Origin of the sequence: Aureimonas sp. OT7 (genome assembly GCF_014844055.1) — a bacterium.
GTDB classification, from domain to species: Bacteria; Pseudomonadota; Alphaproteobacteria; order Rhizobiales; family Rhizobiaceae; genus Aureimonas; species Aureimonas altamirensis_A.
Window position 1 is genome coordinate 2,024,000 of the sequence record NZ_CP062167.1, and the last position, 14,189, is coordinate 2,038,188.

General features: G+C 66.6%; 10 protein-coding genes. 5 read left to right on the forward strand and 5 right to left on the reverse strand.

Going from position 1 to position 14,189, the window contains the following annotated elements; translation table 11 throughout:
* The first annotated feature begins 89 nt into the window (after positions 1-89).
* Complete coding sequence (gene dksA / locus IGS74_RS09740; protein WP_039189767.1) at positions 90-506, forward strand: RNA polymerase-binding protein DksA; 417 nt, start codon at positions 90-92, stop codon at positions 504-506.
* 90 nt (positions 507-596) lie between these two features.
* Here dksA and IGS74_RS09745 read toward each other — a convergent pair whose 3' ends face one another.
* Complete coding sequence (locus IGS74_RS09745) at positions 597-1,919, reverse strand: hypothetical protein (RefSeq protein ID WP_192391227.1); 1,323 nt, start codon at positions 1,917-1,919, stop codon at positions 597-599.
* A 241-nt stretch (positions 1,920-2,160) separates the two neighbouring features.
* On the opposite strand from IGS74_RS09745, the gene IGS74_RS09750 reads away from it, so the two are divergent.
* From IGS74_RS09750 to alaS, 3 genes are all read left to right on the forward strand, one after another.
* The gene (locus IGS74_RS09750) at positions 2,161-4,695 is read left to right on the forward strand and encodes an ATP-binding protein (protein ID WP_192391228.1); all 2,535 of its coding nucleotides are present in this window, start codon (positions 2,161-2,163) and stop codon (positions 4,693-4,695) included.
* 145 nt (positions 4,696-4,840) lie between these two features.
* The gene (gene recA / locus IGS74_RS09755; protein ID WP_039189772.1) at positions 4,841-5,905 is read left to right on the forward strand and encodes a recombinase RecA; all 1,065 of its coding nucleotides are present in this window, start codon (positions 4,841-4,843) and stop codon (positions 5,903-5,905) included.
* 116 nt (positions 5,906-6,021) lie between these two features.
* Complete coding sequence (gene alaS, locus IGS74_RS09760; RefSeq protein WP_192391229.1) at positions 6,022-8,679, forward strand: alanine--tRNA ligase; 2,658 nt, start codon at positions 6,022-6,024, stop codon at positions 8,677-8,679.
* Positions 8,680-8,707: 28 nt separating this feature from the next.
* On the opposite strand, the gene IGS74_RS09765 is transcribed toward alaS, so the two are convergent.
* A complete protein-coding gene (locus tag IGS74_RS09765; protein ID WP_192391230.1) occupies positions 8,708-9,583 on the reverse strand; it encodes an NAD(P)-dependent oxidoreductase in 876 nt (291 codons plus the stop codon).
* A 43-nt stretch (positions 9,584-9,626) separates the two neighbouring features.
* The gene (locus tag IGS74_RS09770; protein ID WP_192391231.1) at positions 9,627-10,502 is read right to left on the reverse strand and encodes a D-alanyl-D-alanine carboxypeptidase family protein; all 876 of its coding nucleotides are present in this window, start codon (positions 10,500-10,502) and stop codon (positions 9,627-9,629) included.
* A gap of 179 nt (positions 10,503-10,681) precedes the next feature.
* Between IGS74_RS09770 and IGS74_RS09775 the strand changes: the two genes are divergently transcribed.
* Positions 10,682-11,428 (forward strand): sulfite exporter TauE/SafE family protein, encoded by a 747-nt coding sequence (locus tag IGS74_RS09775; protein WP_246723136.1) that lies wholly within the window; start codon positions 10,682-10,684, stop codon positions 11,426-11,428.
* Here the strand turns inward: IGS74_RS09775 and pta are convergent.
* On the reverse strand, positions 11,338-12,405 hold the full coding sequence (gene pta / locus IGS74_RS09780; RefSeq protein ID WP_192391233.1) for a phosphate acetyltransferase: 1,068 nt from the start codon (positions 12,403-12,405) through the stop codon (positions 11,338-11,340). The two genes, IGS74_RS09775 and pta, sit on opposite strands and share 91 nt — an antisense overlap.
* 1 nt (position 12,406) lies before the next feature.
* Positions 12,407-14,182, reverse strand: a complete 1,776-nt coding sequence (xsc, locus tag IGS74_RS09785) for a sulfoacetaldehyde acetyltransferase (RefSeq protein ID WP_192391234.1) — start codon at positions 14,180-14,182, stop codon at positions 12,407-12,409.
* Positions 14,183-14,189 lie beyond the last annotated feature (7 nt).

Genomic DNA, 14,189 nt, shown 5'->3' on the forward strand with positions numbered 1-14,189 from the left:
CTTGAGTTGGACATGCAACCTATTTGCACCTTGTAGGCACCGGTTTCCAAAGTTATAAGCAGCGCCTCGACGGTTAGAGAGGAAGCGAGATGAGCGAAACTCTGCAAATCGGAGGCGATCTTCGGGAGGAGGAGCCTTTCATGAACGACCGTCAGCGGGATTATTTCCGGAAGAAGCTACTCGCCTGGAAGAGCGAGATTCTCCGCGAATCCCGTGAAACGCTCGAAGCGCTCGCAACCGAAAACCCGAACCTCGCCGATGCTGCCGACAGGGCCTCCTCGGAAACGGACAGGGCAATCGAATTGCGCGCGCGCGACCGCCAGAGAAAGTTGATCGCCAAGATCGACGCGGCTCTGCAGCGGATCGAAGACGGCACTTACGGCTATTGCGAAGAAACGGGAGAGCCCATCAGCCTCAAGAGGCTGGACGCTCGTCCCATCGCGACGCTGTCGCTGGAGGCACAGGAGCGCCACGAACGGCGCGAGAAAGTGTACAGGGACGAATAGCCAGGTCCGCATATCCCGAACATGAAACGCAAAGGGGCCGGCAATGCCGGCCCCTTCGTCGTGTCGGGGTGTCCGAGCGGGCCGAAACCGTCAGCGCTTCTCGGGCGGGTCGAGGGTAAAGTCGCGCAGGAGCGCGTCCATTTCTTCTTCCAGGCTCATCATTGCCGGCCTGTCCTGAGCGGGCTTTGTCGCGGGCTCCGGCCGGGCGACAGGCTCGCCAGGCTCGGACGGCTCGTCCGCGACGGGCGAAGCGGGGGGCGTATCGACCTTTTCCTTCGACAGTTCGGCCATGAGCAACTGGTCGATATCGCCATCGGCCGCGGTATCGTCTTTGGCGGGTTCGACCGCCACCGGCTTCGTCTCCGGAGCGGCGGCCTTGGTTGCCGCCGCCGCGGATGCGGCGCCCGCCGTAGCGCCCAGCGGCGGGAAGGGGGCTGCCTTGTCACTGCGATGCGTCTGGACGCTGGTGGCGAAGCTCTTGACCTGCAATGGCCCCAGGGAGCCCTCGGCCTTCGCAGCCGGTGCCGGTGCCGGTGCAGGTTTCGTTGCAGGCTGGGCGACGGGCCCGGCCGGCGATGCGGGCGACTCCGGCTTTGCCGCGCCGGCCTGGGACCCGGATGGGCGGCCGGGAAGCGGCGAAGCGCCGCCGTTCCGCACGGTGGAAACCTCGGTCGCCGCCGGCGATCCGGATGCGACGGTGACAGCCGGTGACGGCTGCTGGGCGCGAGGGCCTTCGGCCGCTTCGATCGGGTACGCGGCAGGGCGCTGCGGCAGGGTGGGCGTCGCCATCGAGCGTGGCTGCGCGGGCTGTGCCGGCTGTGGGCGCGGCGCCGGGGGCTGCTGCGGCCGGGACGGCGCAAGGGAGGGCTCGGTCCGGCGCGGCGGCAGGGGGCTGGAGACTTCCGGCGCGGCAGGACGTGCCTGGGCGGGCGACGGCGCAGTTGCCTGAGCGGGCGAATGTGCCGGCGAATGTGCGGGCGCCGGGCGCGGCTCGCTGCGTACGGGTTGCGGCGGCTCGACGGGCCGCGCGGCCGGAGCTACGGGCGTCGCCTCGGGGCGTGGCGGCTGTGGGGTGTCCGTGAAGCTCGGCTCGACGCGCCGGGTGCGCACCGGAATGCGGCTTATGCCGGCCTCGACCACAAGGTCGTTCTGGCCGCCGATCAGCACCAGATGTTCGACCTCGTCCCGGCGGAGCAGCACGAGCTGGCGCTTCTGGTCCACCGGCACGATGTCGAGGACCGCGACGCGCGGCGCGGCGCTGCGGCCTGCGCCCAGACGGCCTCCGGATGTAAGGCCGCGCACTATGGCGAGCAGAACATAGCCGAGGATCACAAGCACGGCGATGACGATGATGGCGATCACCACCGTGGCGATGCCTTCACCGCCGAGAGCGTTTACGAGTCGCTCGTACATTTTGCCAGTCTCCCTGGTCGTTTGCCCCGCCACGGCTTGCCGTCCGCGTGCGATGACCGTTACGTCATGTCGGATACGTGCGGGCGCCGCTATGGACAACCCTGTTCCGTTGGATAGGTTCATGTGCCGAAAACGTCGCGGCTTCAAGGGCTGCGACAGTTTCATGCCGTATAATGCGCAAATGTGCTGAACGATATCTTCTACACGAGCGGGGCTCGAAGCGACTTGGTTTCCATCCGATATGACGGCTGACACGCGCCTGGCCAACCGCAAGCCGCTGGTGGATCGCAGCGCCGCTCATTCGGGCGTATGGCGCCTTCTGGCCCTGTCCGCCTTCATGCTGGTCGTGGCGGCCGCGCTGGCGATCGCCGGGCACGTCTCGGGCGGAATCGCCGTCCTCGGGATTTTCGGGCTTCTGGCGGTCTTCGGCATCCTGTCCTGCTTCGCGCTGGCGCTCGGCTTCCTTCAGGTATCCAACAGGCTGTCCGATGCGGGCCTCGGCCGCGATTTCCTGGATGCACTGCCGACGGGCACGCTGATGACGGATCGCAAGGGCAGGATCGTCTATGCCAACCGCGCCTATGCCGAGACGGTCGGTATCGAGGAGCTGGCGGGTGCGCGTACGCTGGAGCAGCTCCTGTCGCGCGAGGGGGAGGCGTCCGAGGCGATCTACAGGCTGGCCAACGCTGCGCGGGACGGGCGGGAGGCGCAGGAGGAGTTCCGCCTGTCGCGCCGGCTTTCCGGCGGCGCGGGTGCGGGCTGGTATCGCGTCGTGGTGCGCCCGATGGACAGTGGCGGCCGCAGCCTCAACGTGTGGCAGGTTGCCGATATCAGCGACGAGCGGGCGGAGCAGGAAGGCTTCTTCCAGGAGTTGCAGAACGCCATCGACTATCTGGACCATGCGCCGGTCGGTTTCTTCTCGTCGGCGCGCGACGGGTCCATCGTCTACCTCAATGCGACGCTGGCGGGCTGGCTCGGCTTCGATCTTGCCACCTTCGATCCCGGCAGCGTGACGGTGCCGGAACTGGTGGGCGAGGAGGGCCGTGCCTTCCTGTCCGCGACCGGCGAATCGGAGCCGGATCGGATCCATGTCCTGGACGTGGATCTGGTGACCCGCTCCGGACAGCGGCTTCCCGTGCGGCTGATGCGGCAGGCCACGGCCACCGCCGACGAGCGGCTTGGGCATATGCGCACAGTTGTCCTGAACCGTTCGGGGCAGGTGGCCGGCGCGGGCGACACGCTGGAAAAACTGGAGATGCGCTTCAACCGCTTCTTCCACACATCGCCCATGGCCATAGCCTCGCTGGATTCCCGCGGCCATGTCACGCGCGCCAACGCGGCCTTTTCACGCCTGTTCGGCGCCAAGGTGGCCGAGGGGACGGCCAGCCTGGAGGGCGCATTGCGCGACGAGGGCCGGGAAGCGATGCGCGGCGCCATCGACGCGGCGGCGCGGGGGCAGGCGGGCATCCCGTCGCTCGACGTGGAGATCGCAGGCGATCCGGCGCGCTCCGTGCGCCTGTATTTCAGCGCGGTCGGGGATGTCGCGGACGACGGCTCGGAGGCCGCGCTGGTCTACGGCATCGACTTTACCGACCAGAGGGCCCTGGAGGAGCAGTTCGCCAAGGCACAGAAGATGCAGGCCATCGGCAATCTCGCCGGCGGCATCGCGCATGACTTCAACAACGTGCTGACGATCATCACCGCCTCCGTGGATTTCCTGCTGCTCAACCACCGGACCGGCGATCCCTCGTTCCAGGACCTGCTGCTCATCAAGCAGAGCGCCAACCGTGCCGCCTCTCTCGTGCGGCAACTGCTTGCCTATTCGCGGCGGCAGACCATGCGGCCCAAGATGCTGAACCTCACCGACGTGGTGGCGGACATGCATCTTCTGCTGCGCCGCATATCGGGCGACCTCGTCAAGCTGGAACGCCACCACGCGCGCGACCTGTGGCCCGTCATGGCCGATATCGGCCAGTTCGAGCAGGTGGTCACGAACCTCGTGCAGAACGCGCGCGACGCCATGCCGGACGGCGGGCGGATCGACATCGCCACGCGCAACGTGCCGGCAACCGAGACGGCAGCCTTCAATTATCCGGAGCTGACATTCGGCGACTATGTCCTGGTGGAGGTGTCCGACACCGGTTCGGGAATGCCGGCGGAGGTGGCGGAGCGCATTTTCGAGCCGTTCTTCACCACCAAGGAAATCGGCAAGGGCACCGGGCTCGGCCTGTCCATGGTCTACGGCATCATCAAGCAGTCCGGCGGATTCATCTACGTCGACTCCAGGCCCGGAGAAGGCACGACGTTCCGCATATTCCTGCCGCGTCACGTGCCGGCGGAGGTGGCCCAGTCTGCGCCGGAAACGCTGGCGGCCGCCACCGTGCCCGCCGGCAAGCTGGACCTGTCGGGTACGGCGACGATCCTTCTGGTCGAAGACGAGGATCATGTTCGCGCCGGCAATGTCCGCGCATTGAAGATGCGTGGCTACGACGTGCACGAGGCGTCATCGGGTGTCGAGGCGCTGGCCATCATGGAAGAACTCGGCGGCCGTGTGGACCTCGTGGTCTCGGACGTGATGATGCCGGAAATGGACGGGCCGACCCTTCTGCGCGAGATGCGCAAGGAGCGTCCGGAGCTGAAGTTCATCTTCGTGTCGGGCTATGCTGAGGACGCTTTCGCCAAGAACCTGCCCGAAGGAGCGCGATTCGGCTTCCTGGCCAAGCCGTTCTCCCTGCGTGAGCTGGCCGTGGCCGTTAAGGAAATATTAGACGAATAGAGAGTCGATCTGTCGCAGCGAATCACGCGCATTGACCAGAACAAAACAAGAATATCTGTTGAATAACGGGAACAAAAAGGGTACATGGAGGGTCCCTGCGGAAGCGTTGCGTGTCACCACGCCGCGTGAAATAAGGACCATGCCGATGGCACAGAATTCACTTCGTCTCGTTGAGGATACTTCCGTGGACAAGAACAAGGCGCTCGACGCCGCTCTTTCGCAGATCGAAAGGGCCTTCGGCAAAGGCTCCATCATGCGGCTCGGGGCAACCGAGAAGCTCGATATCGATACCGTGTCCACCGGCTCTCTCGGGCTCGACATAGCGCTTGGCATCGGCGGGCTGCCGAAGGGCCGCATCGTCGAGATCTACGGTCCGGAAAGCTCCGGCAAGACCACGCTTGCGCTCCATACCATTGCCGAGGCCCAGAAGGGCGGCGGCATCTGCGCCTTCGTCGACGCCGAGCACGCGCTCGATCCGGTCTATGCGCGCAAGCTGGGCGTCAACCTGGACGAACTGCTGATCTCACAGCCCGATACGGGCGAGCAGGCGCTCGAGATCACCGATACGCTGGTGCGGTCGGGCGCGATCGACGTCCTGGTCGTCGATTCCGTCGCGGCGCTGACGCCGCGTGCGGAAATCGAGGGTGAGATGGGCGACGCGCTGCCCGGCCTCCAGGCCCGGTTGATGAGCCAGGCCCTTCGCAAGTTGACCGGATCGATCTCCAAATCGAAATGCATGGTCATCTTCATCAACCAGATCCGCATGAAGATCGGCATCGTCTACGGATCGCCCGAAACCACGACCGGCGGCAACGCGCTGAAATTCTACGCCTCCGTGCGCCTGGATATCCGTCGCACCGGCGCCATCAAGGAGCGGGATGAGGTCACCGGCAACCAGACCCGCGTCAAGGTGGTGAAGAACAAGCTCGCGCCGCCTTTCAAGCAGGTCGAGTTCGACATCATGTATGGCGAGGGTGTCTCCAAGATGGGCGAGCTGGTCGATCTCGGGGTCAAGTCCGGCATCGTCGACAAATCCGGCGCCTGGTTTTCCTATAACAGCCAGCGGCTGGGGCAGGGACGCGAGAACGCCAAGTCCTTCCTGCGCGACAATCCGGCCATGGCGGCCGAGATCGAAAGCGCCATCCGGCAGAATTCGGGCCTGATCGCCGAGAAGCTTCTCGAAGCCGACAGCGAGGGCGACGAAGAATAGCCGTCTCCCCCGGGGTGCATCCGATTTCGCAGGGGCTTTCGATTTAGGTTGAGCCAAAAGCGCGACTTCCTGTATCGGTTCCTGCGAATGAAGATTGCCTGTCAGGGGTTCTGGGAATGAACGGCGTTAATGAAATCCGGTCCACCTTCCTCGATTACTTCGGGAAGAATGGCCACGAGCAGGTTGCCTCATCGCCGCTCGTTCCCCGCAACGATCCGACATTGATGTTCACCAATGCCGGCATGGTGCAGTTCAAGAACGTGTTCACCGGGCTTGAAAAGCGGCCCTATGACCGTGCGGTGACGTCGCAGAAGTGCGTGCGCGCCGGCGGCAAGCACAACGATCTCGACAATGTCGGCTACACGGCACGGCATCACACCTTCTTCGAGATGCTCGGCAATTTCTCGTTCGGCGACTATTTCAAGGAAACCGCCATCGAACTGGCGTGGAACCTGATCACGCGCGAGTTCGGGCTGGCCAAGGACAAGCTCCTCGTCACCGTCTATCATACCGACGATGCCGCGGCCGACTACTGGAGGCGCATCGCCGGCCTGCCGGAAGAGCGGATCATCCGCATCGCCACGAGCGACAATTTCTGGGCGATGGGCGATACCGGCCCGTGCGGTCCCTGCTCCGAGATATTCTACGACCACGGTCCGAGCGTCTGGGGCGGCCCTCCGGGCAGCCCGGAAGAAGACGGCGACCGCTTCATCGAGATCTGGAACCTCGTCTTCATGCAGTTCGAGCAGATGGCCGGCGGCCAGCGGGTCGATCTGCCGCGGCCCTCCATCGATACGGGCATGGGGCTGGAGCGCGTCGCCGCCGTCCTGCAGGGCGTGCACAACAATTACGACATCGACCTGTTCCGCCAGCTCATACGAGCCAGCGCCGACATCATCGGGGCACCCGCCAGTGGCGAGCAGCTTGCCAGCCACCGGGTCATCGCCGACCATCTGCGTGCGACGTCCTTCCTGATCGCCGATGGCGTCCTGCCGTCCAATGAGGGCCGCGGCTACGTCCTGCGCCGCATCATGCGGCGGGCCATGCGCCACGCCAAGCTTCTGGGCGCACGCGAGCCGGTCATCTACAAATTGCTGCCCACGCTGGTCGCGGAGATGGGCCGCGCCTATCCCGAGCTGGTGCGGGCGGAGGCCCTGATCTCCGAGACGCTCAAGCTCGAGGAAAAGCGGTTTCTTGCCACGCTCGATCGGGGCCTTACCCTCCTCAACGACGCGACCCTGTCGCTCGGTGCGGGCGACATGCTGGATGGCGAAACGGCGTTCAAGCTGTACGACACCTATGGTTTTCCGCTGGACCTGACACAGGATGCCTTGCGCGCGCGCGGCATCAACGTCGACATCTCCGGCTTCGAGGACGCCATGGCCCGCCAGAAGGCGGAGGCCCGCGCAAGCTGGGCCGGCTCGGGCGAGGTTTCGGACGAGGGCATCTATTTCGGGCTGCGCGAGCGGCTCGGGGCCACCGAATTTCTGGGGTACGACACCGAGAGCGCCGAGGGCCAGGTTCTGGCCCTGGTGAAGGACGGCAAGGAAGTGGCATCCGCGTCCGAGGGCGAGGAGGTGTCCGTCATCCTGAACCAGACCCCCTTCTACGGAGAATCCGGCGGCCAGGTGGGCGATACCGGCGTGATGAAGGGCGAGGGGGTCCGCTTCGACGTCGCCGATACGCAGAAGGTTGCCAACGGGTTGTTCGTGCATCGCGGCACGGTCGCCTCGGGCGCGCTTGAACCGGGCATGGCGCTGGAGCTGGAGGTCGATCATCGTCGACGCGGCAGTATCCGCGCCAATCATTCGGCGACGCACCTTCTGCACGAGGGCCTGCGCGAGATCCTGGGCAGCCATGTCGCCCAGAAGGGCTCGATGGTGTCGCCAGACCGCCTGCGCTTCGACTTTTCGCACCCCAAGCCCCTGGAGCCGAACGAGCTGGCCGAGGTGGAGCGGATGGCCAACGCCATCGTGCGGCAGAACGCCCCTGTCGAGACGCGGCTGATGGCCGTGGACGATGCCATCGAAATGGGTGCCATGGCGCTCTTCGGAGAGAAGTACGGCGACGAGGTGCGCGTCGTGTCCATGGGCGTCGGCGAGGAGGGCGCAAAGCAGGGCAAGACCTTCTCGATCGAGCTGTGCGGCGGAACCCATGTCGGCGCGACGGGCGATATCGGCCTTGTCCATGTCCTGTCGGAATCGGCGGTCGGTGCCGGCGTACGGCGGCTCGAGGCGCTGACGGGCGATGCTGCCCGCGCCTACCTGCAGGAGCAGGATGCACGGGTGCGCCGCATCGCATCCGCGCTCAAGGTCGGGCCGGCGGAGGTGGCGGACAGGGTGGAAGCCCTGGTCGACGAGCGCCGGAAGCTGGAACGCGAACTGGCGGATGCCCGGCGCAAGCTGGCACTGGCCGGTGACGGCGCCGCCGCGCCCGCCGCGCCGAAGGAGATAAACGGGGTTTCCTTCCTGGGCCGCGTCCTGGAAGGCGTTCCGGCCAAGGACCTGAAGGGCATCGTCGACGGCATGAAGCAGGGGCTCGGCTCCGGCGTTGCGGCGGTGGTCAGCGTTGCCGAAGGCAAGGCCAGCATCGTCATCGGCGTGACGGACGATGTCTCGGCGCGCTTCAGCGCCGTGGACCTGGTGCGGGTGGCGTCGGCGGCGGTTGGCGGCAAGGGCGGCGGCGGCCGTCCGGACATGGCGCAGGCCGGCGGCCCCGACGGGGAGCATGCGCAAGCCGCCATCGATGCGGTCGAGGCGGCGCTTGCCGCCTGAGCGGCTGGCGCGGCCTCCTGTAAGGGAGTTACTGGCCGAGGGCGGCGTAGAGATCGTCCTTCGGCCGGTAGCCGATCAGCCTGTCCGCCTCTGAAAGGTCCCAGCCGGTACCGCGGTTGCCCGATACGCCGTTGATCGTGATGCAGCGGGCAGGCCAGCCTTCGGCGGATGCGGTGATGGCGGCGGTGAACAGCCGGGCGAAATCCCGGTTCGACAGCCACATGGCGCGGTACCAGGCCAGGTCGCGCTTTCCGTCCGCATCGGCAGGCTCCTGGGACGAGACGAAGGCGGCGTCGCCCGACACATTGATTGTCTGTGGCAGGTTTTCGCCCGGCTGCACCCAGCCGATGCGGATGTTGATGCCCGTCATGCCCGTCGTCCGCGCCACGAGCGCATGGAGTGCACGTTCGCCCATCAGCTTGGCGGTGGCATAGGCGGTGGAATCCATCCACTGCGTGCCCGTGTTCCAGCGCGTGCCGGGCGCCGGCGCCAGCTTCGATGTCAGGAAACCCGGCGCGTCCCGGGCCAGCGGCGCATCCTTGTAGCCACCCATCACATGGTTGGACGATGCGAACACCACCCGCGATACGCCATGGAAGGCGGCGCGGTCGAAGACCGCCATCGTCATGTCGAATGAGGCGGCTGCGTCCGCCCAGCTTGCGTCCGTATGCGGGTTCTGCGCTGCGAAATGTATGACGGTGTCGCACCCGGCCATCGCCCGGGTCCATTCGCCGTCGACGTCGAGAAGGCTGCCGGCAGCCATCTCGATCCGCGCATCCTCCAGGTCGTAGGGCGGGGTCAGGTCCGCCGCTACGATACGGCTGCATGCGGGGTCCGCCAGAAGTGCGGCGATGAGTTTACGGCCGAGGCCGCCCCCTGCGCCGGTGATGAACGTCGCAACCATGCTTTCCAGCCCGTATCTTGGAGTTTCGGTTTGGCGGCGGGATCTAGAACCAGGTTTCCAGAAGCTCCTCGACGCGGGCGTCGCGCGCCCTGCCGGTTTCCCCACCCATGACCACGGCGATCAGCCGCCTGTTGCCACGTTGCGCGGTTGCGACCAGATGGAACCCCGACGCGCGAATGTAGCCGGTCTTGAGGCCATCGACGCCCGGCACCTTGCCGAGCAGCTTGTTGGTGGCCTCATAGCGGCGCCCGTTGAAGCGGAATTCCTTGAGCGTGAAGAAGTTCTGGTAGGCCGGAAAGCGCGTGCGCAGCTGCAGCGCCAGCAGCGCCATGTCGCGGGCAGTGGATATCTGCCCCTCGTCCGGCAGGCCCGACGCGTTCACGAAATGCGTGCGCGACATGCCGATGGCGCGCGCCCGCGCGTTCATCTGCCGGGCAAACGCCTCCTCGGACCCGGCGACGCCCTCGGCCACAACCACCGCCACGTCGTTGGCCGAGCGGACGGCCAGCGCGGTTGCAGCCTCGCGCACCGTGATCGACGTACCGGCCGGAAGGCCAAGCCTGGCCGGCGGGCGCGAGGCAGCCTCTGCCGAGACGGTCAACGGGCTATCAAGGTTCAGTCGTCCGCTTTCGACGGCCTCGAACAGCAGATACAGCGTCATCAGCTTGGTCAGCGAGGCGGGATAGCGCAACTCGTTGGCATTTTCCTGCCACAGGATCCGCCCCGTCGAGGCGTCGAGCACCAGTTCGGACTGGCCACGCTCTTGCACCGCCGCCATAACGCCGGTGGTCGGCATGGTTCCGGCGGGCGGGGTGCTGACCGTCAGCACGTCGCCGCTGCGGCAGGCTGCCAGGGCAAGGGCCAGGGATGCGATGAGGGCGACCCGGCGCAGGCTGCGGGTCAGGCGGGGGTGGAGCATGGACGGACTCGATCTGGCTGAACGCAGGCGGCAATATGCGATGTCTCGCAGATTATGACTAATAAGCCCCTAAAACCAATTGCATGAGGCGGGACGGGGTGGCATCACCCGGGCATTGTTTCAACCCTTCCGTCTCCGGTTCGGAGCCATCGTCCCCAGGGTTTCCATCCGTGCCCGAAATGGCAACCATCCTGTCGATGAGCGGGATCATCTTCCTGTCGGCCGTGCTGCGCGGATTTACCGGCTTTGGCTTCGGGCTGGCCGCCGTGCCGCTGATGGGGCTGGTGATCGAGCCGGCCGGGGCGGTGCTGATCGCACTGGCCCTGCAATTCCTGGGGGGTGCCGCGGATCTGCGGGAAGGCCGCAAGAGGGCCCATTGGCCCACCTTGCGCTGGCTGATGCTCGGCGCGCTGGCCGGAACGCCCGTCGGCATGGCGGCCCTGATGGGCGTTTCATCCGGGGTGGCGCAGCTTCTGATCGCGGCCGTGTGCCTCAGCGCGGTCGGCCTGCTGGCAGCGGGTCGCAGCTTCGTCGGCCTGCCGGGGCGCGGGGCGACGGTTGCCGTCGGCGCGCTGGCGGGTCTGTTCAACGGGCTTGCCGCCATGCCTGGCCCGCCCGTCGTGGCCTTCTACCTTGCCGCGCCCGTCAGTGCGCTGGTGGCGCGCGTGTCGCTGGTCGTCTTCTTTACGGCAACCGCGGCCCTTGCGCTGGCGCCCACGATCCTCGGCGGCTGGTGGACGTCGGACCTCGCCCTGAGCGCGGCGGCCGGCCTGCCGCTGATGATCCTCGGCACGCATGCCGGAAACCGGCTCTTTCGACACTACGGGGCGCGGCATCACCGCGCGGCTTCGCTGGCGGTGTTTGCCTGCATTGCGCTCGTCAGCGGGGTGCACGGCATCGCAGAGGTGCTTTCCGCAGCCGCCTGAACCACCGTAACCGCGATCATGTGGCGCACGTCCTCTGCGGTGCAGCCGCGCGACAGGTCGTTGGCCGGCCGGGCCAGCCCCTGGAGGATAGGGCCGATGGCCTTGGCCCCGCCGATGCGCTGGGCGATCTTGTAACCGATGTTGGCTGCGTCGAGATTGGGGAATACGAAGACGTTGGCGTCGCCATGCAATGGCGAGGCCGGCGCCTTCACTGCGCCGACCGCCGCGACGAAGGCGGCGTCGAACTGCAATTCGCCGTCGATCACCAGTGCAGGGTCGGCCGCCCGGGCCAGGGCCACCGCTTCCACGACCTTGGATACGCGGGCATGGCTGGCGCTTCCGGCCGTCGAGAAGGACAGCATGGCCACCCGGGCCGGTTCCCGCAGCAGTTCCTGCGCCGAGCGGGCGGAGGCGATGGCGATATCGGCAAGCTCGGCCGCGTCGGGGTCGATCACCAATCCGCAGTCGGCAAACAGGAAGGCGCCCTTGTGCGTATGATGCGGCTCGCACAGCATCATCAGGAAGAAGCTGGAAACGCGTGCCGAGCCGGGCGCAAGCCCGATGATCTGCAGGGCGGCGCGCACGGTGTCGGCCGTGGTGGCGACGGCGCCACCGACCGTGCCGTCGGCATCGCCCATGCGCACCATCATCGCCGCGAAGTTCAATGGCCGCCGCATGGCGGCATGGGCGTCCGCCTCGGTCACGCCCTTGTGCGACCGTGCGCAATGGTAGGCGGCGGCGTAGGCGCCCAACCGTCCATCCCGCTCGGGATCGACGATGGTGACCGGTGTCTGTCCGGCGACGTCGCGCCAGCGGCGCGCCACCCGGTCCCGGGGACCGAGGAGCGCAATCTCCGCCAGGCCTTCGGAAGCGGCACGCGCCGCCCCCGCCACGATGCGCTCGTCCATGCCCTCGGGCAGGACGATGCGCCGCGGCGAAAGGCGCGCCGTGTCGACGATGCGGTCGAGCGCCAGCATGTCAGCGCGGCGTCTGCGGCTGCATGTCGGCGCGGTCTATGCCGGCCACGGCGACGGGCTTCTTCATGGCGTCGCGCCGGAACGGTTCTCCCAACTCCTGGTTCAGCACCACTTCGATGAAGGTGGTGATGCCGGCGTCCTGGTCGGCTGCTGCTTGCGCAATGGCGGCCGACAGGGCCGCCGTGTCCTCCACGCGCACGCCCTTGAAGCCACAGGCTTCCGCGATGCGCGCATAGGACAGTTCGGGGTCGAGTTCGGTGCCGACGAAGTTGTTATCGTACCACAGGGTCGTGTTACGCTTTTCCGCGCCCCATTGGTAATTGCGGAAGATCACCATGGTCACGGCCGGCCACTCCTTGCGGCCGATGGACGTCATTTCGTTGATGGAGATGCCGAACGCGCCGTCGCCGGCAAAGCCGAACACGGGCACGTCGGGGCAGCCGATACGCGCGCCGATGATCGCCGGGAAGCCGTATCCGCACGGGCCGAACAGGCCGGGGGCCAGGTATTTGCGCCCCTGTTCGAAGGTCGGATAGGCGTTGCCGATGGCGCAATTGTTGCCGATGTCGGTGGAGACGATCGCCTCCTTCGGCAAGGCGGCCTGGATGGCGCGCCACGCCTGGCGCGGCGACATGCGGTCGGCATCGCGCGTGCGTGCCTGCGCGTTCCATTCCGTGCCGGGATCGTCGTCCTCGTGGTCCATGGACGACAATTGCTGCAGCCAGCCGGACCGCGTCTGGTGGATGAGCGCCTTGCGTTCTTCGCGCCCGGCATCGCCAGCCGTGGGCGACAGTTGCGCCAGGATGGACTCGGCCACCTGCCTGGCGTCGCCACAGATGCCGACGCTGATCTTCTTGGTCAGGCCGATGCGGTCGGAGTTGATGTCCACCTGGATGATCTTCGCCTGTTTCGGCCAATAGTCGATGCCGTAGCCGGGCAGGGTCGAGAACGGGTTGAGGCGCGTGCCGAGCGCCAGGACCACGTCCGCCTTCGCGATCAGCTCCATCGCTGCCTTCGAGCCGTTGTAGCCCAGCGGTCCGACGGCCAACCTGTGGCTGCCGGGAAAGGCATCGTTGTGCTGGTAGCCCGAGCAGACCGGCGCATCCAGCCTTTCGGCCAGCGCCGCGGACTGGGCGATCGCATCGCCGATGACGACGCCCGCGCCGTTGAGGATGACCGGGAATTGCGCTTCGGACAGAAGGCGCGCCGCCTCGGCGATAGCCTGCGCGCCGCCGGCCGGCCGTTCCAGCCGGACGACCTGCGGCAGCTCGATGTCGACGACCTGCGTCCAGAAATCCCGGGGGATGTTGATCTGGGCCGGGGCGCAGCCACGCCACGCCTTTTCGATGACGCGGTTGAGCACTTCCGCCACGCGGGAGGCGTCGCGCACCTCTTCCTGGTAGCAGACCATGTCCTCGAACAAGGCCATCTGGGGCACTTCCTGGAAGCCGCCCTGGCCCATCGTGCGGTTGGCCGCCTGCGGCGTGACCAGCAGCATCGGCGTATGGTTCCAGTAGGCGGTCTTGACGGCCGTGACGAAACCGGTGACGCCCGGGCCGTTCTGGGCGATGGCCATGGCCATCTGCCCGGTGGCGCGGCAATAGCCGTCGCAGATCAGGCCGGCATTGGTTTCATGCGCGCAATCCCAGAATGTGATGCCTGCGGCGGGGAACAGGTCGGAAACGGGCATCATGGCCGAACCGATGATGCCGAATGCCTGGTCGATACCGTGCATCTGCAGGACTTTGATGAATGCTTCTTCCGTCGTCATCTTCATGGCGTGC

Coding starts and splice junctions, on each gene's coding strand:
- dksA (WP_039189767.1), top strand. CDS start 90: ATGAGCGAAACTCTGCAAATCGGAGGCGATCTTCGGGAGGAGGAGCCT.
- IGS74_RS09745 (WP_192391227.1), bottom strand. CDS start 1,919: ATGTACGAGCGACTCGTAAACGCTCTCGGCGGTGAAGGCATCGCCACG.
- xsc (WP_192391234.1), bottom strand. CDS start 14,182: ATGAAGATGACGACGGAAGAAGCATTCATCAAAGTCCTGCAGATGCAC.
- recA (WP_039189772.1), top strand. CDS start 4,841: ATGGCACAGAATTCACTTCGTCTCGTTGAGGATACTTCCGTGGACAAG.
- IGS74_RS09765 (WP_192391230.1), bottom strand. CDS start 9,583: ATGGTTGCGACGTTCATCACCGGCGCAGGGGGCGGCCTCGGCCGTAAA.
- pta (WP_192391233.1), bottom strand. CDS start 12,405: ATGCTGGCGCTCGACCGCATCGTCGACACGGCGCGCCTTTCGCCGCGG.
- alaS (WP_192391229.1), top strand. CDS start 6,022: ATGAACGGCGTTAATGAAATCCGGTCCACCTTCCTCGATTACTTCGGG.
- IGS74_RS09770 (WP_192391231.1), bottom strand. CDS start 10,502: ATGCTCCACCCCCGCCTGACCCGCAGCCTGCGCCGGGTCGCCCTCATC.
- IGS74_RS09750 (WP_192391228.1), top strand. CDS start 2,161: ATGACGGCTGACACGCGCCTGGCCAACCGCAAGCCGCTGGTGGATCGC.
- IGS74_RS09775 (WP_246723136.1), top strand. CDS start 10,682: ATGGCAACCATCCTGTCGATGAGCGGGATCATCTTCCTGTCGGCCGTG.